General features: G+C 68.2%; 25 protein-coding genes. 17 read left to right on the forward strand and 8 right to left on the reverse strand.

Annotation, left to right across the window (positions count from 1 at the left end):
- Window positions 1-22 precede the first annotated feature (22 nt).
- Window positions 23-793, reverse strand: coding sequence for an amino acid ABC transporter ATP-binding protein (locus JWS14_RS31020; protein ID WP_072941110.1), 771 nt, complete (start codon window positions 791-793; stop codon window positions 23-25).
- On the reverse strand, window positions 790-2,259 hold the full coding sequence (locus tag JWS14_RS31025) for an amino acid ABC transporter substrate-binding protein/permease (protein WP_373560133.1): 1,470 nt from the start codon (window positions 2,257-2,259) through the stop codon (window positions 790-792). The genes JWS14_RS31020 and JWS14_RS31025 overlap by 4 nt, the downstream gene beginning before the upstream one ends.
- 240 nt (window positions 2,260-2,499) lie before the next feature.
- On the opposite strand from JWS14_RS31025, the gene JWS14_RS31030 reads away from it, so the two are divergent.
- The 4 genes from JWS14_RS31030 (at window position 2,500) to JWS14_RS31045 (ending at window position 6,119) form a co-directional block, all read left to right on the forward strand.
- The gene (locus JWS14_RS31030; protein WP_095861212.1) at window positions 2,500-3,615 is read left to right on the forward strand and encodes a resuscitation-promoting factor; all 1,116 of its coding nucleotides are present in this window, start codon (window positions 2,500-2,502) and stop codon (window positions 3,613-3,615) included.
- A gap of 22 nt (window positions 3,616-3,637) precedes the next feature.
- Window positions 3,638-4,765, forward strand: coding sequence for a resuscitation-promoting factor (locus JWS14_RS31035; RefSeq protein ID WP_072941103.1), 1,128 nt, complete (start codon window positions 3,638-3,640; stop codon window positions 4,763-4,765).
- A 10-nt stretch (window positions 4,766-4,775) separates the two neighbouring features.
- A complete protein-coding gene (rsmA, locus tag JWS14_RS31040) occupies window positions 4,776-5,666 on the forward strand; it encodes a 16S rRNA (adenine(1518)-N(6)/adenine(1519)-N(6))-dimethyltransferase RsmA (RefSeq protein WP_095861211.1) in 891 nt (296 codons plus the stop codon).
- A gap of 249 nt (window positions 5,667-5,915) precedes the next feature.
- Window positions 5,916-6,119: a cold-shock protein gene (locus tag JWS14_RS31045; protein ID WP_005255446.1), complete on the forward strand. Its 204-nt coding sequence runs from the start codon at window positions 5,916-5,918 to the stop codon at window positions 6,117-6,119.
- Window positions 6,120-6,218: 99 nt separating this feature from the next.
- Here the strand turns inward: JWS14_RS31045 and JWS14_RS31050 are convergent, their stop codons facing one another.
- On the reverse strand, window positions 6,219-6,653 hold the full coding sequence (locus tag JWS14_RS31050) for a hypothetical protein (protein WP_095861210.1): 435 nt from the start codon (window positions 6,651-6,653) through the stop codon (window positions 6,219-6,221).
- 107 nt (window positions 6,654-6,760) lie between these two features.
- Window positions 6,761-7,729, reverse strand: coding sequence for a helix-turn-helix transcriptional regulator (locus tag JWS14_RS31055; protein ID WP_072941098.1), 969 nt, complete (start codon window positions 7,727-7,729; stop codon window positions 6,761-6,763).
- 228 nt (window positions 7,730-7,957) lie between these two features.
- Between JWS14_RS31055 and JWS14_RS31060 the strand changes: the two genes are divergently transcribed.
- From JWS14_RS31060 to JWS14_RS31100, 9 genes are all read left to right on the forward strand, one after another.
- Window positions 7,958-8,800: a YdcF family protein gene (locus tag JWS14_RS31060; RefSeq protein ID WP_095861431.1), complete on the forward strand. Its 843-nt coding sequence runs from the start codon at window positions 7,958-7,960 to the stop codon at window positions 8,798-8,800.
- Between the two features lie 196 nt (window positions 8,801-8,996).
- Window positions 8,997-9,299, forward strand: coding sequence for an urease subunit gamma (locus JWS14_RS31065; protein WP_005255454.1), 303 nt, complete (start codon window positions 8,997-8,999; stop codon window positions 9,297-9,299).
- A gap of 8 nt (window positions 9,300-9,307) precedes the next feature.
- The gene (locus tag JWS14_RS31070) at window positions 9,308-9,622 is read left to right on the forward strand and encodes an urease subunit beta (RefSeq protein WP_072941223.1); all 315 of its coding nucleotides are present in this window, start codon (window positions 9,308-9,310) and stop codon (window positions 9,620-9,622) included.
- Window positions 9,619-11,340, forward strand: a complete 1,722-nt coding sequence (locus tag JWS14_RS31075; RefSeq protein ID WP_072941096.1) for an urease subunit alpha — start codon at window positions 9,619-9,621, stop codon at window positions 11,338-11,340. The genes JWS14_RS31070 and JWS14_RS31075 overlap by 4 nt, the downstream gene beginning before the upstream one ends.
- Window positions 11,340-11,972, forward strand: a complete 633-nt coding sequence (locus tag JWS14_RS31080; RefSeq protein ID WP_095861209.1) for an urease accessory protein UreF — start codon at window positions 11,340-11,342, stop codon at window positions 11,970-11,972. The genes JWS14_RS31075 and JWS14_RS31080 overlap by 1 nt, the downstream gene beginning before the upstream one ends.
- A gap of 31 nt (window positions 11,973-12,003) precedes the next feature.
- On the forward strand, window positions 12,004-12,693 hold the full coding sequence (ureG, locus tag JWS14_RS31085) for an urease accessory protein UreG (protein WP_072941093.1): 690 nt from the start codon (window positions 12,004-12,006) through the stop codon (window positions 12,691-12,693).
- A complete protein-coding gene (locus JWS14_RS31090; protein ID WP_095861208.1) occupies window positions 12,693-13,346 on the forward strand; it encodes an urease accessory protein UreD in 654 nt (217 codons plus the stop codon). The genes ureG and JWS14_RS31090 overlap by 1 nt, the downstream gene beginning before the upstream one ends.
- A 73-nt stretch (window positions 13,347-13,419) precedes the next feature.
- Window positions 13,420-14,355 (forward strand): 4-(cytidine 5'-diphospho)-2-C-methyl-D-erythritol kinase, encoded by a 936-nt coding sequence (locus JWS14_RS31095; protein WP_072941090.1) that lies wholly within the window; start codon window positions 13,420-13,422, stop codon window positions 14,353-14,355.
- On the forward strand, window positions 14,355-16,139 hold the full coding sequence (locus JWS14_RS31100; RefSeq protein WP_072941089.1) for an ABC-F family ATP-binding cassette domain-containing protein: 1,785 nt from the start codon (window positions 14,355-14,357) through the stop codon (window positions 16,137-16,139). Before JWS14_RS31095 ends, JWS14_RS31100 begins: the two co-directional genes overlap by 1 nt.
- 13 nt (window positions 16,140-16,152) lie before the next feature.
- Here the strand turns inward: JWS14_RS31100 and JWS14_RS31105 are convergent, their stop codons facing one another.
- A complete protein-coding gene (locus JWS14_RS31105; protein WP_095861207.1) occupies window positions 16,153-17,331 on the reverse strand; it encodes an FAD-dependent oxidoreductase in 1,179 nt (392 codons plus the stop codon).
- Between the two features lie 52 nt (window positions 17,332-17,383).
- Between JWS14_RS31105 and JWS14_RS31110 the strand changes: the two genes are divergently transcribed.
- The 4 genes from JWS14_RS31110 (at window position 17,384) to JWS14_RS31125 (ending at window position 19,978) form a co-directional block, all read left to right on the forward strand.
- On the forward strand, window positions 17,384-17,944 hold the full coding sequence (locus JWS14_RS31110; RefSeq protein ID WP_095861206.1) for a PadR family transcriptional regulator: 561 nt from the start codon (window positions 17,384-17,386) through the stop codon (window positions 17,942-17,944).
- A gap of 381 nt (window positions 17,945-18,325) precedes the next feature.
- The gene (locus JWS14_RS31115) at window positions 18,326-18,802 is read left to right on the forward strand and encodes a nuclear transport factor 2 family protein (protein WP_015889488.1); all 477 of its coding nucleotides are present in this window, start codon (window positions 18,326-18,328) and stop codon (window positions 18,800-18,802) included.
- A gap of 40 nt (window positions 18,803-18,842) precedes the next feature.
- Window positions 18,843-19,262 (forward strand): VOC family protein, encoded by a 420-nt coding sequence (locus JWS14_RS31120; RefSeq protein WP_174705485.1) that lies wholly within the window; start codon window positions 18,843-18,845, stop codon window positions 19,260-19,262.
- 38 nt (window positions 19,263-19,300) lie between these two features.
- Entirely contained in the window at window positions 19,301-19,978 is a 678-nt protein-coding gene (locus tag JWS14_RS31125; protein WP_095861430.1) for a pyridoxine/pyridoxamine 5'-phosphate oxidase, read from the forward strand.
- 19 nt (window positions 19,979-19,997) lie between these two features.
- Here JWS14_RS31125 and JWS14_RS31130 read toward each other — a convergent pair whose 3' ends face one another.
- The 3 genes from JWS14_RS31130 to JWS14_RS31140 form a co-directional block, all read right to left on the reverse strand.
- Window positions 19,998-20,501, reverse strand: coding sequence for a metal-sensitive transcriptional regulator (locus JWS14_RS31130; protein WP_072941081.1), 504 nt, complete (start codon window positions 20,499-20,501; stop codon window positions 19,998-20,000).
- 155 nt (window positions 20,502-20,656) lie between these two features.
- Window positions 20,657-21,454 carry an IclR family transcriptional regulator gene (locus tag JWS14_RS31135; RefSeq protein ID WP_072941079.1) on the reverse strand — a complete coding sequence of 266 codons (798 nt, stop codon included), beginning with the start codon at window positions 21,452-21,454 and terminating at the stop codon, window positions 20,657-20,659.
- 72 nt (window positions 21,455-21,526) lie between these two features.
- Window positions 21,527-22,687 carry an enolase C-terminal domain-like protein gene (locus tag JWS14_RS31140; RefSeq protein WP_072941077.1) on the reverse strand — a complete coding sequence of 387 codons (1,161 nt, stop codon included), beginning with the start codon at window positions 22,685-22,687 and terminating at the stop codon, window positions 21,527-21,529.
- Window positions 22,688-22,707 lie beyond the last annotated feature (20 nt).

The following is a 22,707-nucleotide window of genomic DNA, read 5'->3' on the forward strand; positions in this document are numbered from 1 at the left end:
GGCACGCTTCGCCACTCACATGTCAGAGGACCTTGTTCAGGAAGTCCTGGGTACGGGACTGCTGCGGGTCGCCGAAGATCTGCTCCGGAGTTCCCTCCTCCACCACGTACCCGTCGGCCATGAAGATCACCCGGTCGGACACCTCGCGGGCGAAGCCCATCTCGTGGGTGACCACGACCATCGTCATGCCGCCCTTCGCGAGGTCGCGCAGAACCTGCAGCACCTCGCCCACCATCTCGGGGTCCAGCGCGCTGGTGGCCTCGTCGAACAGCATGATGTCCGGGCTCATCGCCAGGGCCCGTGCGATCGCGACGCGCTGCTTCTGCCCGCCGGACAGGTTCGCCGGCTTCGCGTCCGCCTTCTCCGCCAGCCCGACCTGCTCGAGCAACCGCACGGCCGTCGCCCGCGCCTCCTCCTTGGAGGCCCGCTTGGTCTGCACGGGCGCGAGCATCACGTTCTCGATCGCCGTCATGTGCGGGAACAGGTTGAAGTGCTGGAACACCATCCCGATGTGTTGGCGCACCCGGTCGATGTCGATCTTGGGATTGCTCACGTCGAAGCCGTCGACGACGACGTTGCCGCCGGTGATGTCCTCGAGCCGGTTGAGGCAGCGCAGGAACGTGCTCTTGCCGGATCCCGACGGCCCGATCACGCACACCACCTCGCCGCTCGCGATGTCGACGTCGATGCCCTTGAGCACCTCGTTGTCGCCGAACGACTTCTTCAGGCCCTTCACCCGGATCTTCGGGTCGGCGGCCTCGGCCTTGTTGTCCGTCACCGGTGTCTCGGTCATCTGTTGATCCTCTTCTCGAGCCGGTTCGACAGCTTCGTCAGCGCCATGATGATGATGAAATACATCGCGCCGATGATCAGCCACATGTTGAAGGACTGGAAGTTGCGGGCGATGATGATCCGCCCGGTCTGAGTGAGCTCGGCGAGCCCGATCACGGACAGGATCGACGTGTCCTTCAGCGTGATCACGAACTGGTTGATGTAGGACGGGATCATCGTCCGCACGGCCTGCGGCATCACGACTTTCCGCATCGACTTCAGGTAGCTGATGCCGAGGCTCCGGGACGCTTCCATCTGGCCCTTGTCGACGGACAGGATGCCGCCGCGCACGATCTCGGCCATGTAGGCGCCTGCGTTGAGGCTCAGTGTGATGATGCCCGCGGTGAACGCCGACATCTGGAAGTCCAGCGCCGCCGGGATGCCGAAGTAGATGAAGAAGGCCTGCACCAGCAGCGGAGTGCCGCGGAACACGTCCACGTAGGTGGTGCCGATGCCGCGCAGGACGATGTTGGTCGATACCCGGAACAGGCCGAAGATCGCGCCGAGCACGAGCGCGATGGCGATCGAGACCACGGTCAGGACGATCGTCAGCCACAGACCCTCGAGTAGCAGCGGGTAGGTGCTCTTGATCAGGCCGAGGATCGAGTTGTCGTCGTCGGAGGCGTCGGCGTTGAGGTAGGTGTCGAGGATCTCGTCGTACTTGCCGCTCGCCTTCACGTTGGCGAGACCGGTGTTGAACTCCTGGAGGAGCTGCGCGTTCTGGCCCTTCGCGACGGCGAACCCGTAGCTGGCGCCGGGGACCTTGTCGGTGACGGTCTTGAACCCGTTGCCCTGCTTGATGCCGTAGGCGAGGACGGGGTAGTCCTCGAACACGGCGACCGAGTTACCCGTGCGGACCTCGTCGAACATGCTCGACGAGTCGGCGAAGTACTTGGTGGTGAACCCGTACTGGTCCTTGATGGACTCCGCGTACGTGGCGCCTTCGGTGCCGTTCTTGACGGCGACGGACTTGCCGCGCAGGTCCTCGTACGACGTGATCGAGTCGTTGGACTCGAGCACGCCCATCTGCACACCCGACTCGAAGTACGGGTCGGAGAAGTCGAACGTCGCCTTGCGGGCGTCGGTGATCGACATGCCGGCGATCATGCCGTTGGCCTGACCGCCCGTGACCGCCTGCAGTGCGGCGTCGAATCCGACGGCGTTGACCCGGTAGGTGAATCCCTGGTCCTCGGCGATGGCGGCGAGAAGGTCCATGTCGATGCCGACGAGTTTGCCGCTCTCGTCCTGGAACTCGAACGGGGCGAACGTGATGTCGGTGGCGATGGTGTAGTCGTTGCCCGGAGCGGGCTGCTGCGCGACGGCGATGCCGGGCGCGACGAGTGTGACGAGCAGCGTCAGCGCGGCGATCACCGAGGGCACTCTCGGACGTCTGACGAGTCTCAGAAGTCGATCGGATCTGCTGCGCACGGAACCCCAGCTTTCTTGTCAGTAATGCCCGGTCGCTTCCGGGCTTCTTGGTGCAAGTCGCAAGATACTGCGTTTCGAGGGTGGTCCGGACCAGAAGCGATTGATCCCGGTAAAGCGAAAACTGTCCCCGATCTCAACCTTTTCGTGATCTAGGACGCAGGTCGTAGCGGCAAAGTTGCCAGACCATCGCCGATTCGTTACCGTACCGTGATCAAACGTCCGCCAGCCTTGGGAATTCATGTGTCGCCTCTAGCCAGAATCAACAACGCCAAATCGCCCCTTCTCTACGTAGTTGTCGCGGCACTGCTCGCGACGCTCGTCCTGGGCGGTGCGTTGGCAGTGGCACGGCACAAGACCGTCACGCTCGACGTCGACGGCGAGACCATCTCGCTCGGCACGATGGCGTCCGACGTCAGCGGCGCGCTCGACGACGCCGGATACACCGTCAGTGAGCGTGACGCGGTCGCTCCCGCGGCCGACGCGTCGATCTCCGACGGCGACACGGTGGTGTTGCGGCGGGCGCGCGAGATCGACCTCACCGTCGACGGGCAGCCCAAGACCGTGTGGACCACCGCGCTCACCGTCGACGACGCGCTGAAGCAGTTCGAACTCGCCGACGACGTCCACGTCTCGGCGTCCCGCTCCGAGCGTCTGCCGCTCGAGGGCACCTCGCTCGAGGTCGTCAACGCCAAGCTCGTCAAGGTCGCCGACGGCGGCGCCCCGCTCACCGACGTCCGCCTCGCCGCCCCCACCGTCGGCGAACTCCTCGCCGCCAACGGCGCCCCGCTCGAGCAGGCCGACACCGTCGTCCCCCCGGCCGACGCCCCCGTCGTCGAAGGTGCCGAGATCCACGTGACCCGCGACCGCACCGAGACCCGCACCGAGACGCTGCCCATCGCGCCGCCCGAGAACCGCGTCGACGATCCCTCGCTCGACAAGGGCAAGACCGTCGTCGAGAACCCCGGAGTTCCCGGCGAGCGCACCGTCACTGCCTCCGTGAAGACGGTCAACGGTGTCGAGGCCGGACGCCAGGAACTCAGCTCGCAGGTGCTCCGCGAGCCCGCACCCGCGCTCGTCAAGGTCGGTGTGAAGGAACTCGCCATCTCCAACGCCTCCACCTGGGATTCGATCGCGCACTGCGAGGCCACCGGCAACTGGGCCATCAACACCGGCAACGGATTCTTCGGCGGACTGCAGTTCACCCAGAGCACCTGGGAGGCGTTCGGCGGAAGCCAGTACGCCGCCCGCGCCGACCTCGCCTCCCGCGAACAGCAGATCTCCGTCGCCGAGAAGGTCCAGGCGGCGCAGGGCTGGGGCGCATGGCCCGCCTGCACCAGCAAGCTCGGACTCCGCTGACGATCTGAAGTAAAGGAACCCGATGTCACCCTTCGCGAAGATCAACTCGGCTCGCTCGCCGCTGCTGTACACCGTGGTGGCCCTGCTTCTCGCCACGCTGATCGCCGGCGGAGTGATGGCCGTGGTCCGGCACAAGAACGTCACCCTCGACGTGGACGGCGAGACGATCTCGCTGAGCACCATGACCACGAGCGTCGACGCCGCCCTGGCCGACGCGGGGTATTCGGTCACCGACCGCGACGCGGTGGCGCCGGAACGCGACGCGACTCTGTCCGACGGGGACACCGTGGTTCTGCGCCGCGCGCGTGAGGTGTCGCTGACGGTGGACGGGCAGCCCAAGACGGTGTGGACGACCGCGCTCACCGTCGAGGATGCGCTGAAGCAGTTCGATCTCGGCGAGGACGTGCACGTGTCCGCGTCCCGTTCGCAGCGACTTCCGCTCGACGGCGCCGCACTCGACGTGCTCAACCCGCTCGTCGTCAAGCTCGCCGATGGTGCGCTTCCGGTCGCCGACGTGCGCATGGCCGCGCCGACGGTCGGGGACTTCCTTGCCGCGCACGGTGCGCCGCTCGAGCAGGCCGACACCGTCGTCCCGGCCGCGGGCACTCCGCTGACCGAGGGGATGGACGTCACCGTCACTCGCGACCGCACCGAGACGAAGGTCGAGACGGTGCCGCTGGCTCCGGCGGAGCAGCGGATCGAGGACCCGACGATGAACAAGAGTCGCACCGTCGTCGAGAGTCCGGGACTGCCCGGCGTCCAGGACGTCACGTTCGCGGTCAACACCGTCAACGGCGAGGAAGTCGGACGCAACCAGGTGTCCGCGACGGTCACGACGCCGGCTCAGCCGAAGGTGATCCGCGTCGGCGCGAAGCCGGGCACCGAGGTGCCGCCCGTCGAGAACGGTTCAGTCTGGGACGCCCTCGCGCAATGCGAGGCCACCGGCAACTGGGCCATCAACACCGGCAACGGATTCTTCGGCGGCGTCCAGTTCGACCAGAACACATGGGAACGTCAGGGCGGCCTCAAGTACGCACCGCGCGCCGACCTCGCCACCCGCGAGGAGCAGATCGCCGTCGCGTCGCAGACGCAGAAGACGCAGGGCTGGGGAGCGTGGCCGTCGTGCTCGGGCAGGCTCGGCGTGCGTTAAAGTTCGGCTGGTGTCCGAAGCCGAAGTACCCCCCGTCGCTCGAGGTCAGGCCGCACTGCTCGGCCCCGCCGAGGTGCGTGCGTTAGCCGAGGAGTTCGGTGTGCGCCCCACCAAGCAGCTGGGGCAGAACTTCGTGCACGACGCCAACACGGTCCGGCGCATCGTCGCGACCGCCGGAGTGGGACGTGACGACACCGTCCTCGAGGTCGGCCCGGGGCTCGGTTCGCTGACGCTGGCGCTGCTCGACGTCGTCGACAAGGTGATCGCCGTCGAGATCGACCCCAACCTCGCCGCACGACTCCCGGTCACGGTCGCCGACCGTGCCCCGGAACTCGCGGACCGGCTGACCGTGGTCGGCGCGGACGCGATGCGGGTCAAGCCGTCCGAGATCCCCGGTCAGCCCACGGCTCTCGTCGCGAATCTGCCGTACAACGTCGCGGTGCCCGTGCTGCTGCACCTGTTCTCCGAACTGCCCAGCCTGCGAACCGCACTGGTGATGGTGCAGGCCGAGGTGGCCGACCGCCTGGCGGCGTCCCCGGGCAGCAAGATCTACGGCGTGCCCAGTGTGAAGGCCAATTTCTTCGGCGCCGTTCGACGTGCCGGCGCGGTCGGCCGGGCGGTGTTCTGGCCCGTCCCGAAGGTCGAGTCGGGTCTCGTCCGCATCGACCGGTACGCCGAACCGCCGTGGCCCATCGACGACGAACACCGCCGCCGCGTGTTCGCCGTCATCGATGCGGCTTTCGCTCAGCGCCGCAAGACTTTACGAGCCGCTCTCGGTGGTTGGGCGGGATCACCCGTCGAGGCCGAGCGACGACTGCTCGAGGCAGGCATCCCACCGTCCGCCCGCGGCGAGACTCTCGACGCCGCGGCCTTCGTGCGTCTTGCCGCCACCCACCCGTGAGTACTTGTTAACCGCGGGCGGTTAACAAGTACTCACGGGTGGGAACCGCACCCTGGGGGAGACAACCGACCGGATGTGTGGTTCACTATTGGAGGTCGTAAGTTTTGTGTTTGTGTTTCCCACGCTCGCAAATCGATGGTTGCGAGCGTTTGGACGTCCTCCACAGGAATTGTCATAGACGGTCGTGTTCAATGACCCAGGTAACCGAGCCGGTTGCCTGAAGAAGTTACTGTGTTAGAGGAGATTTACATGGCAGAGGGCATCGTGAAGTGGTTCAACTCCGAGAAGGGGTTCGGCTTCATCGCCCCCGAGGACGGCAGCGCTGACGTGTTCGTCCATTACTCGGAGATCCAGAGCGGCGGCTTCCGCACGCTCGAGGAGAATCAGCGTGTTTCGTTCGAGATCGGCCAGGGCAACAAGGGCCCGCAGGCCACCGGCGTCACCCTGATCTGAGAACGGCCATGACTTCCCGGTTCGCCGGGACATGACGTTCGAGCAAGGCCCCACTCGTCACGGAGTGGGGCCTTGTCTCGTCTCCACACGCCGTCGCTGCTAGGCCGATCTGAGGTGCGCGGCCTGGTACCCGAGATTCATGGCGCAGACCAGCCAGAGTTGCAGCGCCGAACTCTCCGACGGCCCGAACAGTCCGATCACCGCAGCGGCTCCGAGGGCCGCGGCGACGAAGAACGTGGCCGTTCCGAGTGCCCGCCGGGGCCTCGACGAGAAGATCACCGTTCCCGTCACGAAGAGCGCCCACAGCGTGGTGGAGACGATGGCGGCGGCGACGAACCAGGCCGCCGAATACCTGCCTGGCCACGTCCACGGCTGCGCTCCGTTGTCCAGTGTGCAGACGAACGCCAACGAGAACGCCATGATCACCACGGTGGCGCCCCCGAGCGCCAGGTGGCCCCCGACCAGCACCTTCCCGACTGTTCCCGTCCCCGCAGGCGCCCGCGCGCGACCCTCCTCGACAATCGTGTGCTGCATCCCCGACTACCCCGGCCTTTCGTTGTCGTCACCTGGTTGGACGCCGCGCAGGACCGTTCGGTTCCACGGGATTTTCGGTCCGCGGTGACGGCTGAACGGCGTCTCGGTCAGGCGTTACCGTAGCGGTCGGCGAAGAGGCGGTGACGCTCACCCACCCGTCGGCACTCTTCGCGCAGCTCAGGTGGGTCGAGGACGGTGAAGTCGACGCCGAATGCGCTGAGCCAGTTGGCTATCGACGGCACCGAATCGCCGCCGAGCGCGACCGCGCACTGGCCGTCGGGCATCTCTTCGAGAGTTCCCCAGTCTTCGTGCACGAGGACCGCCATCTCGTCGATCGACGCGTGCAGCAGCACTCGTGCGCGGATCCGGGTGACGGCGCGGTTGATTCCGCGTGCGACGAACTCGGCAGCGCCGCCGGGCGGCAGTTCGCGGGGCGTGAACCGTGGTCCCGTCGGGATCTTGGGTGTCAGGCGGTCCACCCGGAACGACCGCCAGTCGGCGCGGGTGAGGTCCCAGGCGACGAGGTACCAGCGCAGTCCGGAGCGCACGAGCCGGTACGGCTCCACTTCGCGGCGGCTCTCGGTGCCGTCGTGGGTGCGGTAGTCGAACCGGAGTCGCTCGTGGTTGTGGCAGACCGACGCGACGGCCGACAGGACCTGCGCGTCGACGGCGCTCTTCGCGGGCTCGCGGTGGACGACGTCGACCTGCAGCGCCTCGAGGCGGTGCCGCAGGCGGGACGGCATCACCTGCCGGAGTTTGGTGAGTGCTCGCATCGACGCCTCGCCGATGCCGACCACGGAGCCGGTGGCGCCGGATTGGAGGCCGAGCGCGACGGCCAGTACTTCCTCGTCGTCGAGCAGCAGGGGCGGCATTTCCGCGCCGGCGCCGAGTTGGTACCCGCCGCCGACCCCGACCGTCGCGTCGACCGGGTAGCCGAGGTCGCGGAGTTTCTCCACATCTCGCCGGACGGTGCGCGGAGTGATGCCGAGCCGGTCGGCGAGTTCTGCCCCGGACCAGTCCTTTCGGGTCTGGAGCAGGGAGAGCAGCCGGAGGAGTCGTGCCGAAGTTTCCCGCATGCACCTCAGGATGCCATCGATAGAGGACATCTTCTGTCCTCTATCGGCGGGAGATAACGGTAAGTAACGATTTTCCCACCAGCCCCACGAGTGTCACTACACTGGCGCCGACGCTCCACGGACCATCGCATGAGTACTTCGTGAAAAATCCGACGGAAAGGTCTTAGCGTGACGCACTTCCGTGCTCGACCCATCACTTCGGCGGTCAGGGCGCTGCTCGCCGCAGTCATGACCACCGCCTTCTGCGTGGCGCTGGCGGTCTCGACCACCGCCACCGCGTCCGCCTCGGCGGCGGACCTCTTCAACAGCGCGCAGGGCAGATTCGCCGCGGGGGACACCCGCGGTGCCCTCGCGGACATCGGCGGCGCCGTCGCCGGAGAGCCCGGCGACACGAACGCGCTGGCGTTGCAGGCCATCTACGCCGACGCCGCGGGCGATCTGATTACCCGTGAGGCCGCGCTCGCCCGGCTGGGCGCGGCGGACGGCGTTATGCGCGCCGGCGTCGACGGGTTGCTGAACGCGATCAGAATCGCCTCGTTCACGCCCCCGAACCCACTTCCGGCAATTCAGGGTCCGTCCACCGCGATCATCGTCCTCGGGTTCGGTCTGCTCCCAGACGGCACGATGCGGCCGGAATTGGTCAACCGCCTGCAGGCCGCCATGGTCCAGTCGTGGGTCTCGCCGATGTCGCCGATCATCGTCACCGGCGGCAACCCGCAGAACGGCGTGACGGAGGCGGCCGCGATGCAGGGTTGGTTGCAGGCGCACGGTGTGCCTGCACAGCGCATCCACCCCGAGCATCGTGCCGGATCGACGGTCGGTAACGCGCTCAACTCGGTTCCGCTCGCCCGCTCGCTCGGTGCGGGCGGCGCGATCCTCGTGACGTCGGCCAACCACATCCGCAGGGCAACGGTCGATTTCAACGTCGCCGGACTGCCGGTGGTCGGGGCGATGAGCGCGATCACCAGCGCGGGTCAGCTGATCGCCGAATTCATGCCCCTGACCAAGGACCAGCAACTGGGCATGTACCGCGACGCGATCAGGGTGTTCGGCATCCCCGCCAGCTATTGACGCGACTGCGCGTCGCTGTCGGGCGGCGGGTGAGGCGGTCATGGGGAGACGGTCAGGGCGGCGCTGTGACGGGTTCGTGTCACGAGTGTTTCCGGGGTGAGAACGGCGGGGTGAGGACGGCGGCAGTTCCGGGGCGTGGGCGGTGGCGGGGTGCAGTTCGTGGCAGTATTGCGACGCACCGACCGCAGGAGGACACATGCGCTTGTCGCCCCACGAGCAGGAGCGTCTGCTCCTGAGCTACGCCGCGGAACTCGCGCGTAGGCGCCGGCAACGCGGACTCGTGCTGAACCACCCGGAGGCCGTGGCCCTCATCACGGATCACATCCTCGAAGGGGCCCGCGACGGCCGGTCGGTGGCGGAGCTGATGGTGTCCGGCCGGGAGGTGCTCACCCGCGCCGACGTGATGGAGGGCGTCCCGGAGATGCTGCACGACGTGCAGGTGGAGGCCACGTTTCCGGACGGCACGAAGCTCGTCACCGTCCATGATCCGATCGCGTAGGGGTGACCGTGATTCCAGGTGAAGTCTTCTGCGCCGAGGGCGTGATCGAGCTCAACGAGGGTTCTCCCCGCACGGAACTCGCGGTGGTCAACACCGGTGACCGGCCGGTGCAGGTCGGTAGCCACGTTCACTTTCCGCAGGCCAATCACGCGCTGCAGTTCGACCGTTCCGCCGCCCACGGGCTGCGGCTGGACATTCCCGCGGGCACCGCGGTGCGTTTCGAACCTGGTATCGCGCAGACGGTTTCACTCGTGCCGCTGCGCGGGACCCGGGAAGTGCACGGGCTGAGCCTCACTCCTCCCGGAAAGCTGGACGCGTCATGACCGATCTCAGCCGCGCACGGTACGCGGAGCTGTTCGGTCCCACGACCGGCGACCGCATCCGGCTCGCCGACACCGACCTTCTGATCGAGATCACCGAGGACCGCAGCGGCGGACCGGGGCTGGCCGGTGACGAAGCGGTGTTCGGTGGCGGAAAAGTGTTGCGCGAGTCCATGGGCCAGGGTCGCGCCACCCGCGCCGAGGGCGCGCCCGACACGGTGATCACCGGCGTGGTGGTCGTCGACCACTGGGGAATCATCAAGGCGGACGTCGGCATTCGGGACGGACGCATCGTCGCGCTCGGCAAGGCGGGCAACCCCGACACGATGTCGGGCGTGCACCCCGATCTCGTGGTGGGCCCGTCCACCGAGATCATCGCCGGGAACGGCAAGATCCTCACCGCAGGCGGTATCGACTGCCACGTGCACTTCATCTGCCCGCAGATCATGGACGAGGCGCTGGGCGGCGGCATCACGACGATGATCGGCGGCGGCACCGGACCCGCCGAGGGCAGCAAGGCCACCACCGTGACCCCCGGTTCGTGGCACACCGCCCGGATGCTGGAGGCACTCGACGGCTGGCCGATGAACATCGCCCTGCTCGGCAAGGGCAACACGGTCAACTCCGAGTCGATGTGGGAGCAGTTGCGCGGCGGTGTCTCCGGGTTCAAGCTGCACGAGGACTGGGGTTCGACACCGGCGGCGATCGACGCGTGCCTCACCGTCGCGGACGCCGCGGGGGTGCAGGTCGCGCTGCACTCGGACACGTTGAACGAGGCCGGTTTCGTCGAGGACACGATCGCGGCGATCGCCGGACGTGCGATCCACGCCTATCACACGGAGGGCGCCGGCGGCGGCCACGCACCAGACATCATCACGGTGGCCGCGCACCCGAACGTCCTGCCCAGTTCGACCAATCCGACCCGGCCGCACACCGTGAACACCCTCGACGAGCACCTCGACATGCTCATGGTGTGCCATCACCTGAGCCCGAAGATCCCGGAGGACCTGGCGTTCGCGGAGAGCCGCATCCGGCCGTCCACCATTGCCGCGGAGGACCTGCTGCACGACCTGGGCGCCATCTCCATGATCGGCAGCGACTCGCAGGCGATGGGACGGATCGGCGAGGTGGTGCTGCGCACCTGGCAGACCGCGCACGTGATGAAACGCAGGCGGGGTTTCCTGTCCGGCGACAACGGCGCCGACAATCAGCGCGTCCAGCGCTACGTCGCCAAGTACACGATCTGCCCCGCCGTCGCACACGGGCTGGAGGACGAGATCGGGTCGGTCGAGGTGGGCAAACTCGCCGATCTGGTGCTGTGGGATCCGGCGTTCTTCGGGGTCCGGCCGCACGCGGTGATCAAGGGCGGGATGATCGCCTGGGCCGCGATGGGAGATGCCAACGCGTCCATACCGACTCCGCAACCGGTGCTGCCCCGTCCGATGTTCGGGGCGGCCCCCAAGGTGGCGGCCGCCACATCCGTGCACTTCGTCGCACCGCACGCCCTCGAGGACGGACTGGCGGATCGGCTGGACCTGAACCGGCGACTGGTGCCGGTCGCGAACGTGCGGTCGCGGGGCAAGGCCGACATGCCGCGCAACGACGCACAGCCGCGGATCGAGGTGGACCCCGACACGTTCACCGTCCGCATCGACGGCGAGGTGTGGGAAGAACAGCCGGCGGCGGAACTGCCGATGGCCCAGCGATACTTTCTGTTCTGATGCGCCTCGCTCACCTGATGTCGCTCGCCGACTCGCGGCTGCCCACGGGCGGTCACGTGCATTCGGGTGGCATCGAGGAGGCCGTCGCCAGCGGTGTCGTCCGCGACGTCGCCACGATGGAGGCGTTCCTGCGTCGCCGGATCCGGACCGCCGGGCTCGTCGGGGGATCGATCACCGCGGCGGTGTGCGCCGGCCGGCTCACCGCCGGACACGCCGACGCCGAGATGGATGCGCGAACCCCGTCCCCGGCGGCGCGGTCGTCGTCGCGGGCGCAGGGGAGAGGTCTGCTGCGGCTGGCCCGCACCACGTGGCCGGAGCACGACTGGTCGCCGGTCGGGACGCGTCCGCACCTGCCCGTGGTGTCCGGAGTGGTCGGATCCGTCACCGCGGTCGAACCACGGGAGGCGGCGCTGGTCTTCGTGTACACCACCATGACCGGGTGCGCGATCGCCGCGCAGCGTCTACTCGCTCTCGACCCCGCGCAGGTCGCCGCGTGCACGTTCGCGCTGGCCGACCTGTGCGACGACATCGCAGACCGGTGCGGCACCGGGCTGGCGAGCGTGTCCGACCCGTTCCTGGACGTCGTCGCCGAACGGCACGTTCTGCGGGACCGCCCCCTGTTCGTGTCGTGACACCGCTGTACCCAGTAAGGAGAAATCAACCATGCCACCACATTTCATCGACGGTGAACCGCACGACCATCAGCACGACCGTCCCCGGCGGGTCCGGGTGGCGGGGGAACCGGTCCGGATCGGGATCGGCGGGCCCGTCGGATCGGGCAAGACGGCGCTCGTCGCCGCGCTCTGCCGGCAACTGCGCGAGGAGTTGTCGCTGGCCGTGCTGACCAACGACATCTACACCACCGAGGACGCGGACTTCCTGCGCCGCCACGCCGTGCTGCCGGACGAGCGGATCGCCGCCGTGCAGACCGGTGGCTGCCCCCACACGGCCATCCGCGACGACATCACCGCCAACCTCGACGCGATCGACGACCTGATCGCGGCCAACCCGCCGCTCGATCTGATCCTGGTGGAGTCCGGCGGCGACAACCTCACCGCGACGTTCTCCTCGGGCCTGATCGACGTGCAGATCTTCGTCGTCGACGTCGCCGGTGGCGACAAGGTTCCCCGCAAGGGTGGCCCCGGTGTGACGTTCTCGGATCTGCTCGTGATCAACAAGACCGACCTCGCTCCGATGGTCGGAGCCGATCTCGGGGTGATGCGCCGCGATGCCGAGCAGGTTCGCGAGGGCAGGCCCACCGTGCTGATCTCGCTGACGGAGGACCCGTCGTCCGGACCGGCGCTGGCATGGGTGCGGGAGCAGGTGCGCACGCTCGCCGCCGTGCACCCGTAGTGCGCACCGAACTGACGATCGTCGCGTCCCCCGACCGCAGTGCGCGGATCTCCGCGGCCGGGGGACTGGCGGCCCGGATCACCGGCCGCGACACGGTCCACGTGATCGGCACCGCCGCGACCCCGCTAGGCGGCGACCACTGGGACATCACCGTCCGGGTGCTGCCGGGTGCCCGGCTGACGCTGCGCAGCGTCGCGGCGTCCCTGGCGCTGCCCGGCCGCGGTCGGGTGCTGTCCACGGCGCGGTGGTCGGTGGAGGTCGGGGACGACGCGGTCCTCGACTGCGCACTGGAACCCACCGTGATCGCGGGCGGCGCGGAGCATCGCGTCGAGACGACGGTGACCCTCGCCGAGTCGGCGACGGTGCTGCTGCGTGAACGGGTGCAGATCGGGCGGGCGGGGGAGAGCGCGGGACGCTGGGTAGGGGTCACCGACGCCGATCTCGGCGACCTGCCACTGCTCCGGCACCAGCTGGAACTCGGTGTCGGCACCGTCTCGCACGACGTGCTGGACGGTCCGGCGGCCGTCACCAGTGAACTGCGGTACCCGGACGACCGGCCGGCTGAAGTCACGGGTGACATCCGGTCGGCGCGGACGCGTCTGCCCCTCGCCCGCGGCGGCAGCCTCACCACCCGGCTCGGCCCGCACCTGTGACGCACGTGAGTGGCAAAGTGCGTGATGGTGCGCATTTCCGCACCCGTACCGGGAGCGCCTAAGCTCTACCCTTGTGCTTTCCGTCGTTCCTCGCCCCGTCGTCGTCAGGGCCCCGTCCAAGGTCAATCTGCATCTGGCTGTCGGGGACCTGCGTGACGACGGCTATCACGAGCTGAAGACGGTGTTCCAGGCGCTCTCGCTCGGGGACACGGTGTCCGTGGTCCCGGCGGAGACGCTGTCGGTGAAGGTCCGCGGTGAGGACGCCCGCGTCGTGCCCACCGACAGCGGCAACCTCGTGTGGCAGGCCGCCGAGATGCTCGCCGCCGAGGCGGGGCGGCGTCCGGACGTCGAGATCGCCATCGACAAGGGCATCCCGGTGGCAGGCGGGATGGCCGGCGGCAGCGCCGACGCCGCGGCGACGCTGGTCGGTCTGAACGCGCTGTGGCAACTCGACCTGTCGCGGGAGGAACTCGACGGGTTCGCCGCGAAACTCGGCAGTGACGTGCCGTTCTCCCTCCACGGCGGCACCGCGGTCGGGACGGGACGCGGCGAGCGACTGCTGCCGGTGCTCTCCCGCAGCACGTTCCACTGGGTGCTCGCGCTCGCGAAGGGCGGCTTGAGCACCCCGACCGTGTTCCGGGAGCTGGACCGGCTGCGTGCCGACGGGAATCCGCCACGACTCGGCGGACCCGAAGACCTGATGCACGCCCTCACGACGGGCGACGCTGCCACGTTGGCTCCGTTGCTGGGCAACGACCTGCAGTCGGCCGCGCTGTCGCTGAATCCGGGACTGCGGCGGACGCTGCGAGCCGGGGTCGCGGCGGGCGCCCTGGCCGGGATCGTCTCCGGGTCCGGCCCGACCTGTGCCTTTCTATGTGCTGAAGCGGATGCCGCGGTCCGTGTCAGCGCAGAACTCGCAGGTGCGGGGGTGTGTCGCACGGTGCGAGTCGCCAGCGGACCCGTACCGGGCGCCCGAATAATCAACGACGCGGCGGAGGGATCGCACTGATGGCGAATCTGATCAATCTCGAGCAGGTATCGAAGTCCTTCGGCATCAAGCCGCTGCTCGATTCGGTATCCCTCGGACTGCAGGAAGGCGAACGCATCGGCGTCGTCGGCCTCAATGGCGGTGGCAAGACCACCATGCTCGAGGTGCTCGCCGGGGTGGAGGCGCCCGATTCGGGACGTGTCAGCCGGGTCGGCGGCCTGCGCATGGCGGTCGTGACCCAGCGCGGTGTCCTGCCGCCCGGGTCCAGCGTCGGCGACGTGGTGCTCGGACCGCTCGGGGTTGCCGACCACGAGTGGGCGGGCGACGCCCGCATCCGGTCGATCCTGGCCGGGATCGGCATCGACAACCTCGGGCTCGAGGTGTCGGTCGACGGACTGTCGGGTGGCGAGCGGCGACGCGTCGCGCTGGCGGCCGCGCTCGTCCAGGACCTCGACCTGCTGGTGCTCGACGAGCCGACCAACCACCTCGACGTCGAGGGTGTGCAGTGGCTGGCGGAACATCTCGTCGGCCGGCGCAGCGCGCTGGTGGTCGTGACCCACGACCGGTGGTTCCTCGACACGGTGGCCAACCGCACGTGGGAAGTGGTGGGCGGCAGGGTCGAAAGCTACGAGGGCGGCTACAACGACTGGATCTTCGCCCGGGCGGAGCGCTCCCGGCAGGCCGACGCCTCCGAGGAACGCCGCCGCAACCTCGCCCGCAAGGAACTGGCCTGGCTGCGGCGCGGCGCGCCCGCCCGCACGTCCAAGCCCAAGTACCGGATCGAGGCCGCCGAGGCGTTGATCGCGGATGTCCCGCCGCCCCGCGACAACGTGGCGCTGGCATCGTTCGCGCAGCGCAGGCTCGGCAAGGTTGTCATCGAACTCGAGGATGCGCGCCTGGAGACGCCGGACGGCCGGGTACTCGTCGACGACCTCACGTGGCGGCTGGCGCCGGGCGAGCGCGTCGGTCTGGTCGGCGTCAACGGCTCCGGCAAGACGACGCTCCTGCGCACGCTCGCCGGGGAGATCGCGCCGGCGTCGGGCAAACGCATCCAGGGGCAGACGGTGCACATCGGCTGGCTCCGTCAGGAACTCGACGACCTGCCGACGAACATGCGGGTGCTCGAGGCCGTCAAGGACGTGGCCGAGCGGATCACGTTGGGCGACAAGGAGGTATCGGCCGGGCAGCTCGCCGAACGGCTGGGCTTCACCCCCGCCCGGCAACGCACACCGGTCGGTGACCTGTCCGGTGGCGAACGTCGCCGGCTGCAGCTGACGCGTGTGCTGATGTCGGAGCCGAACGTGTTGTTGCTCGACGAGCCGACCAACGACCTCGACATCGACACGCTGCAGCAACTCGAGGACATTCTCGACGGCTGGGCGGGAACGATGGTCGTCATCAGCCACGACCGGTACCTGATCGAACGCATCTGTGACTCCACCTGGGCGTTGTTCGGCGACGGCAAGCTGACCAACCTGCCCGGGGGGATCGAGGACTACCTGCGTCGGCGAGCGAAGATGGTCGACACCGGCGCACCGTCAGTGGCGTCGACGGCGACCGGTGCGTCCGCGCCCAAGCAGGTGCGGGACGGGGCCGCCGAACGCGCCGCCCGCAAGGAACTGTCGCGTCTCGAGCGGGCCGTGGCGAAGCTGGACGACCGGGAACGCAAGCTGCACGAGAAGCTGGCGGAGGCCGCCACCGATCCGGACAAGCTGCAGAAGCTCGACACGGAGCTCAAGCAGGTCGTCGCGGAGAAGGAATCCACCGAGGAACAGTGGATGGAGCTGGCCGCCGAGCTGGATTAGCGACTCCGGCCGGTCACCACTCGAGTCGGTAGTCGTACATCCAGCGCAGGCTGTCGCGGCGGCCGATCATCCGCATGACCGTCGGCAGGGTGAGGTCGCGGATCGCGCGCCCGACCGGACCGGGTGCCTTGCCGCTGCCGTTTCGCTTGCCCTGGGCGCCGATTCGCTCGACCCGGGCGCGCCGTGCGGTCTCGTACGCGGCCAGGGCGACGGCGGTGTCCCGGTACTCGCGCAGGCATCGCGCGAGCACGACGGCGTCCTCGATCGCCATGGAGGCGCCCTGCCCGGACGACGGTGACGTGGCGTGCGCCGCGTCCCCGATGATCACCATCCGCTCGTTGCGCCACGTCGGCACGGTCGGAAGGTCGTAGGTGCTCCAGCTGCCGATGATGTGCTCGGTGGCCTCGACGATCTGCAGCGCGGGCCCGGCGTCGCGCGAGAACAACTCGGTCAGTTCGGCGCGCTGCTGCTCCGGCGTGATCGAGGCGAGTTCGCCTGCCGACGGTTCCGTGCGGCGCCCGGGATTGGCGAACCACCAGACGTCGCCGTCCGGATGGATCAGATAGCCGAAGAAGCACCGCTTGCCGAAGACGAAATGGGCCGCGCCGGGTTCACCGTCCAGGGCGAGGCCGGTCGCGAATCCTCCGGTGTTGAGGAGGCTGAGGTATCGGGGTGTGGGCGCCTGCGGGTCGAGGTGGGACCGGGTGCGCGACCACAGCCCGTCGGCGCCCACCAGCAGATCGCCGTCCGCGGACGTGCCGTCCGCGAAATCGGCGTGCACCCGATCGTCGCCCTGGCGGGCGTCCCGGAGTTGTTTGCCGTACTCGATGCGGATGCCGCGCCGGAGTGCTTCGTCGCGCAGGGTGCGGTAGAGGTCGGCGCGGCGCAGCGTCCGAGACGGCGTGCCGAAGGAGGTGAGTCCACCGTTGTCGAACTCGGCCAGGCGTTTCCCGGTTCCGCTGACGATTCGCATCCTGCGGGTGCCCATTCCGAGCGCGGTGACCTGGTGATCGAGGTCCAGCAGGTGCAGTGCCTCCAGGCCGTTGGTGGCCAGGGTCAGGAACGCGCCGACACCGTCGGCGCCGTGACCGCGCGCTTCGTACACCACGGGATCGAGTCCGGCCTTCTGCATGGCCATCGCCGTGACCGGGCCGGCGATGCCTCCTCCGATGATCACAACCTGTTTAGTCATATAAAGACTATACATAAAATGACTAATTACGGTCGACCGATATGCTCGGCAAATGTCCTCACCGCGTAGATCCGTGCTGGCGATGGCCGTGTTGTCGATGCTGTCGGAAGAGCCGATGCACGCCTACCGCATGCAGCAACTGATCAAGGAGCGACACAAGGACGAGGTCGTCAACGTCGCTCAGCGCAACAGCGTGTACCAGACGATCGAGCGCCTGCTGCGCGACGGATTGATCGAGGTCGAGGCGACGGAACGGGCCGAGAATCGACCCGAGCGCACGACGTACCGGCTCACCGCACCGGGTGCGACGACGCTGACGCGCTGGCTGCGCGAGATGGTTGCGGAACCGGCGCGCGAATTCCCGGAATTCCCTGCCGCGCTGGCATTCCTGCCGAGTCTCGACGCCGGCGACGCGCTCGGCGCCCTGCGTTCGCGGATCGCCTCGCTCGAACGGCAACTGGCCGGGCTCGATGCCGGCCTCGCCGAGTCCGGGGCGGTTCTTCCGCGACTGTTCCTCGTCGAGGACGAGTACCGCCGGGCGGTGGTGGCCGCCGAACTCGACTACGTCCGGTCGCTGGCCGACGACGTCGCGGGCGGCGACCTGCGCTGGTAGCGCGTCACGCTAGCGCGGGCCGAGGTATCTGTAGATTCGGGGTCACAGCAATCGTGTCCGACGTTCGGTGCGGGCGGCTCGCCCCGTGCGGCCCGCGGCGGCAACGTTCACTGAAAACGCTGTGCAGCAATGGGATTCGAGCGTCACGGCTCCGGGCATGCCCGGAGGATCGCATCACTATCAGGTGAGGCTGGCCTAAGGTAGGGTGGAGTGTGTGCTGGAGCGCAGGCCATGCAGTCATTTCGTAACCTTTTCGTGTCCCGGATCACGGCCTGAATATGCATGATCCGGGCAAAACGGGGGAATCCAACGCGAACCTGCAGATTCTCGGACTAATCTGCAGTCCAGGGTTTGCATGTCGCTGCACAGGAGGCGGGGGTCATGGATCTCGAAGCGATCAAACAGATCGAGCAGCTCAAGCACCGTTACTCACGTGCACTCGACACGAAGTCGTGGGTGGAGTTCGCCGACACGATGGTCCCGGACGTCACCGCGACGTACAGCGAATACCTCACGTTCGACTCCCGTGACTCGTTCGTGTCCTTCCTCGAGAACACCCTCGGGACACACGTCATCACCGAGCATCAGTGCGGCCAACCCGAAATCACCGTCACCGGTGACACCGCGGTCGGCGTGTGGTTTCTCGCAGACACCACGCTGATTCCCGAGGACGGCATGCTGCTGCGCGGGTCCGCCTACTACCACGATCGTTACCTTCGGTGCGCCGACGGCAACTGGCGGATCACGCACACCGGGTACGAACGCACCTGGGAATCGGTTGCGGCGCTGTCCGATTTCCCGAGTTTCCGGCTCACTTCCAACAAGTGGGCGATGTTGCAACCTCCGGCGTCCGCCTGAGGGGGCACACTGGGACTCGACGCATCACGGACACTGGGAGGTGACGACGTTGCCCGAAGTCCCCGTTCCCGGCGCGCTGCCGTACCTGACGGTGCGGCGCGGTGTCGAGGCGATCGAGTGGTATTCCAAGGTGTTCGGCGCCCAGGTGGTGGGTGAGCCGATCGTCATGGACGACGGCCGGGTCGGTCATGCGGAACTACGGTTGCCGACCGGCATGATCTATCTCGCCGAGGAGTTCCCCGAGATGGGTCTGACCGCGCCGGAGTCCGGGTCGACGTCCGTGAGCCTGATGTTGTCCGTCGACGACCCCGACGCCGTCCTGGTGGGTGCCCGCGACGCCGGCGGCACCGTGGAACGCTGGATCTCGGAGGGTCACGGACACCGCAACGCCACCCTCATCGACCCATTCGGGCATCGCTGGATGCTGGTGGGGCCTGCCGATCCGGCCGTGTCCGACTGAACGATCCGGGCCGCGGCTACTGTCGGCACATGCCGAACATGCCGACTGCACCCGACCGCTCGTCGTTTCCGGACACCCGCGCATGGATCCGCGCACTGCCCGCACTCAGCGGCGCGACGCCTGCGCCCGTCGACACGCTGCCGGACTCACCGACGGCGCTGTTCCTCGACTGGATCGAGCAGGCCGCAGAAGCCGGCGTGCCGGAACCGCATGCCGCTGCGCTGTCGACCGTCGACGCCGACGGAAATCCGGACGCACGTTTCCTGCTCCTCAAGGACGTCACGGAGCAGGGCTTCTGGTTCTCGGGGGACACCCGCTCACCGAAGGGACATGACCTGGCCGCGAATCCCGTTGCCGCACTGTCATTCTACTGGCGCGAGCAGGGCAGGCAGGTGCGGGTGCGTGGCACCGTGATCGAGGGGGAGCCGGCGCTGTCCGCACGCGACTTCCGCGAACGGTCGGTCACCGCACGCGCCGTGGCGGCCGCCAGCAGGCAGAGCGAGGTGCTGGACGATCCCGCCGAATACGAACGCGCGGTCGCGGCGGCGGTGGCCCGCTTCGAGGCCGACCCCGACTTCGTGTCGGCGACCTGGCGGGCATGGTGCATCGTCCCCGACAGCGTCGAATTCTGGCAGGCGGACGCCGGACGCAGACACGTGCGCCGGCTGTACCGCCGGGAGTCGGACCGGTGGATCCGTGAGGTGCTGTGGCCCTGACCGCGCCCGGCGGCAGGAGTCAGCGCGCGGTCGAGGGCGAACGCAGGTCGACGACGATCGACTGGCCGTTCAGCTTCGCGTGGATCTCGGGGCGTTCGAACCCGGCCGCGACGAGGTACTCGCCGAGCAGCGCCAGCAGTTCGTCGGCGTCCACGGTGGGATCGGCGGAGTGGCTGCTCGCCGACGCGAGGTGCTCCTCGAGCAGTTCGGTGTGTGCAAGACGGCCCGCGACTCGCACGGCTGCCACTCCCATCGCGTTGCGTCGCATGACGGTGCGTCCACGAGATTCGGGCGGCGCCGTCGTGTCGGAGGCCGCGGCCGGTTCCTCGGTGCTGTGCGAACCCGAACTGCGCGTCGGCAGCGGGAAGGTGAACGTCTCGGCGGAGCTGGTCGTGGACTTGCCGTTGCCGTTGCTGCTGCCGGTCAGTCCGCCCGTGCCCGGTTCGGCGAAAGGGGACCCCGTCGCCGGGCTCCCCGCGGAGCCGTTGCTGCCCGATCCGTTCGTGGAAATGCCGTTCTCCATCGTTTCGCTTCCTGCTCGTGGCCAAACGGGTACCGCGCAAAGCCCGTCAGTGTGCTCGATTCGGTCTGAAAGCTACCAGCAGCGTCCGGCGGGCCGCGCACCTCGACGGCTCACGACACGGCCCCGTCGCCGCCCGGACTCTCGGCAACGCTGTGTCAGCGGACCCCCTCCGTCCGCAATTCCCTGGCCCATGCCGACGCGTGCCTCGTCAGCACGCCGGCGATCCGCTCCAGCTCACCCGGGTACGACGCGACCTCGGCGGGCATGGACACACTGAGGGCGTCGGTGGCGGGGATCCGGTAGGGCACCACGGTGGCGATGCACACCACGCCGACCGTGCCCTGTTCCCGTTCGAGGGCCCACCCCCGGTTGCGGACCTCGCCGAGTTCGGTGACGAGGTCGTCGAGGTCGACGATGGTGTTGTCGGTGAACCGCTCGAGTTTCGCGGGAAGCAACTCCCGTACCTCGCCGGTGGTGAGTTCGGCGAGAAGGGCCTGCCCGAGTGCGGTGACGTGGCACGGCAGTTTGCGGCCGACGCGGTGCATCCGCCGAACCTCGACCTTCGATCCGCGGCTGGCGAGGTAGATGACGCTTTCCTCGTCGCGTCGCGCGAAGTGCACGGTGTGGCTGACTTCCGACCGGAGCGCCTCGAGCACCGCCGCCGCCCTCGACACGACCGAATCCTTGTCGAGATACGACGTGCCGGTGAGCAGCGCGTGGGTGCCGATGCCGTAGCGGGAACCGGACTCGTCCGCCTCGATCCACCGCAGATCCTTGAGCGTGCGCAGGAGGGCGTGCAGACTCGAGCGCGGATATTTGCATGCTTCCTGCAGCTCGCCGAGGCTCATGCGGGTCGGCGACGCGGCGAGCGTCTCGAGGATGTGGATGGTGCGTTCGGCGGATTTGACCGGCTGGGATTCCGGGGCCGCCCCACGCGTGTCTTCTGTCACCATGAAGACACTATCTCTCATTCTGAACGCGATATCACCTACTGACCCGTGCCCGGTACCGGCGAGGGGTCGCACTCAGTACTCCGCGACGAGGTTGGCCGCGATGTACTCGAGATCGATGTCCTCGCCGAGACCCGGCCGCTGTGGCATCGCCACCATGCCGTTCTCGTCGACGGGGTCGACGATGGACTTCAGGTGCGGCGGCACCCAGTCGTAGTCGACGTGCGGGTGCAGAAGACCGCGCTCGTACCACTGGACGTTGTTGGCGGCGCCGACGAGCGCGAGATTGGGGGCGCCGTTGCCGTGGATCTCGCAGTCGAGGCCGAAGCCCTCGGCCATGTGCATCGTCTTCAGGGCCGGGGTGATGCCACCGCCGTTCATGGCGCCGACGCGCAGGATGTCGCACGCGTCGTTCGCGATCCAGTCGGCACGGGACCGGTGCCTGCCCGGTGTGGTCTCGGGTCCGATCACCGGGGTGTCGATCTGGTCGGCGAGCCACTTGTACGAGCGCAGCGAGAACTCGTCCATCGGCTCCTCGAACCAATCGAACTTCAGCCGGTCCAGTTCGCGCCCGAGTCTCAGGGCGTCGGTGCGTGAGTACCAGTGGTACCCGTCGAGCATCAGCGAGAAGTCCTCGCCGACGGCGTCGCGGACCGCGGCGCACGCGTCGATGTCCCGGCTCAGGCTGGGGGCGCCCGGCAGCGGCGGCATCCAGGTGTGCAGTTTGATGCCCTGGTAGCCACGCCTTTTCAGCTCGACGGCGAAGTTCGCGTAGTCCTCCGGGGTGGCGAGGCCGCCGTCGATGTCGTCACCGCACATGGTGCTGGCATACGCCTTGACCTCGGTGCGCGCGCCGCCGAGCAGTTTCCACACGGGTGTGTCGAACTTGTTGCCCGCGAGGTCCCACAGCGCCTGGTCCAGGTAGCTGCAGGTGTGTTCGGGAAGCTCGACCGCCCGCGTGCGCTGCCGGATCGCCCACTTCTTGTCCGCCGCCTCCCGTGCCAGCGGGTCGGAACCGATGAGGACGGGCCGGAAATGCTGCTCCACCTGGTCCTGACGAAGGTAGTTCGGCTTGCCCAGGACGTACCCGCTGACGCCGTCGGAGTCGGTGATCCGCAGCAGCGCCCCGGTCGTCGGCACGGACGGGCCGGGATGGCGATGACCGTACGAGTCGACCGAGGTCCGTGCCTCCGTCTTGAAAACCTGCACGGCGACTTCTGTGATCACGCTGGACATGATGATTCGCTTCCTCTTCG

The sequence above is a fragment of the Rhodococcus koreensis genome (assembly GCF_017068375.1).
Classification (GTDB): Bacteria; Actinomycetota; Actinomycetes; order Mycobacteriales; family Mycobacteriaceae; genus Rhodococcus_F; species Rhodococcus_F koreensis.

Excerpts from the sequence above, each read along its gene's own strand:
- JWS14_RS31020 (WP_072941110.1), bottom strand. The coding sequence starts at position 793 with ATGACCGAGACACCGGTGACGGACAACAAGGCCGAGGCCGCCGACCCG.
- JWS14_RS31035 (WP_072941103.1), top strand. The coding sequence starts at position 3,638 with ATGTCACCCTTCGCGAAGATCAACTCGGCTCGCTCGCCGCTGCTGTAC.
- JWS14_RS31045 (WP_005255446.1), top strand. The coding sequence starts at position 5,916 with ATGGCAGAGGGCATCGTGAAGTGGTTCAACTCCGAGAAGGGGTTCGGC.
- JWS14_RS31050 (WP_095861210.1), bottom strand. The coding sequence starts at position 6,653 with ATGCAGCACACGATTGTCGAGGAGGGTCGCGCGCGGGCGCCTGCGGGG.
- JWS14_RS31055 (WP_072941098.1), bottom strand. The coding sequence starts at position 7,729 with ATGCGGGAAACTTCGGCACGACTCCTCCGGCTGCTCTCCCTGCTCCAG.
- JWS14_RS31060 (WP_095861431.1), top strand. The coding sequence starts at position 7,958 with ATGACCACCGCCTTCTGCGTGGCGCTGGCGGTCTCGACCACCGCCACC.
- JWS14_RS31065 (WP_005255454.1), top strand. The coding sequence starts at position 8,997 with ATGCGCTTGTCGCCCCACGAGCAGGAGCGTCTGCTCCTGAGCTACGCC.
- JWS14_RS31075 (WP_072941096.1), top strand. The coding sequence starts at position 9,619 with ATGACCGATCTCAGCCGCGCACGGTACGCGGAGCTGTTCGGTCCCACG.
- JWS14_RS31080 (WP_095861209.1), top strand. The coding sequence starts at position 11,340 with ATGCGCCTCGCTCACCTGATGTCGCTCGCCGACTCGCGGCTGCCCACG.
- ureG (WP_072941093.1), top strand. The coding sequence starts at position 12,004 with ATGCCACCACATTTCATCGACGGTGAACCGCACGACCATCAGCACGAC.
- JWS14_RS31100 (WP_072941089.1), top strand. The coding sequence starts at position 14,355 with ATGGCGAATCTGATCAATCTCGAGCAGGTATCGAAGTCCTTCGGCATC.
- JWS14_RS31105 (WP_095861207.1), bottom strand. The coding sequence starts at position 17,331 with ATGACTAAACAGGTTGTGATCATCGGAGGAGGCATCGCCGGCCCGGTC.
- JWS14_RS31110 (WP_095861206.1), top strand. The coding sequence starts at position 17,384 with ATGTCCTCACCGCGTAGATCCGTGCTGGCGATGGCCGTGTTGTCGATG.
- JWS14_RS31115 (WP_015889488.1), top strand. The coding sequence starts at position 18,326 with ATGGATCTCGAAGCGATCAAACAGATCGAGCAGCTCAAGCACCGTTAC.
- JWS14_RS31125 (WP_095861430.1), top strand. The coding sequence starts at position 19,301 with ATGCCGACTGCACCCGACCGCTCGTCGTTTCCGGACACCCGCGCATGG.
- JWS14_RS31130 (WP_072941081.1), bottom strand. The coding sequence starts at position 20,501 with ATGGAGAACGGCATTTCCACGAACGGATCGGGCAGCAACGGCTCCGCG.
- JWS14_RS31135 (WP_072941079.1), bottom strand. The coding sequence starts at position 21,454 with ATGGTGACAGAAGACACGCGTGGGGCGGCCCCGGAATCCCAGCCGGTC.
- JWS14_RS31140 (WP_072941077.1), bottom strand. The coding sequence starts at position 22,687 with ATGTCCAGCGTGATCACAGAAGTCGCCGTGCAGGTTTTCAAGACGGAG.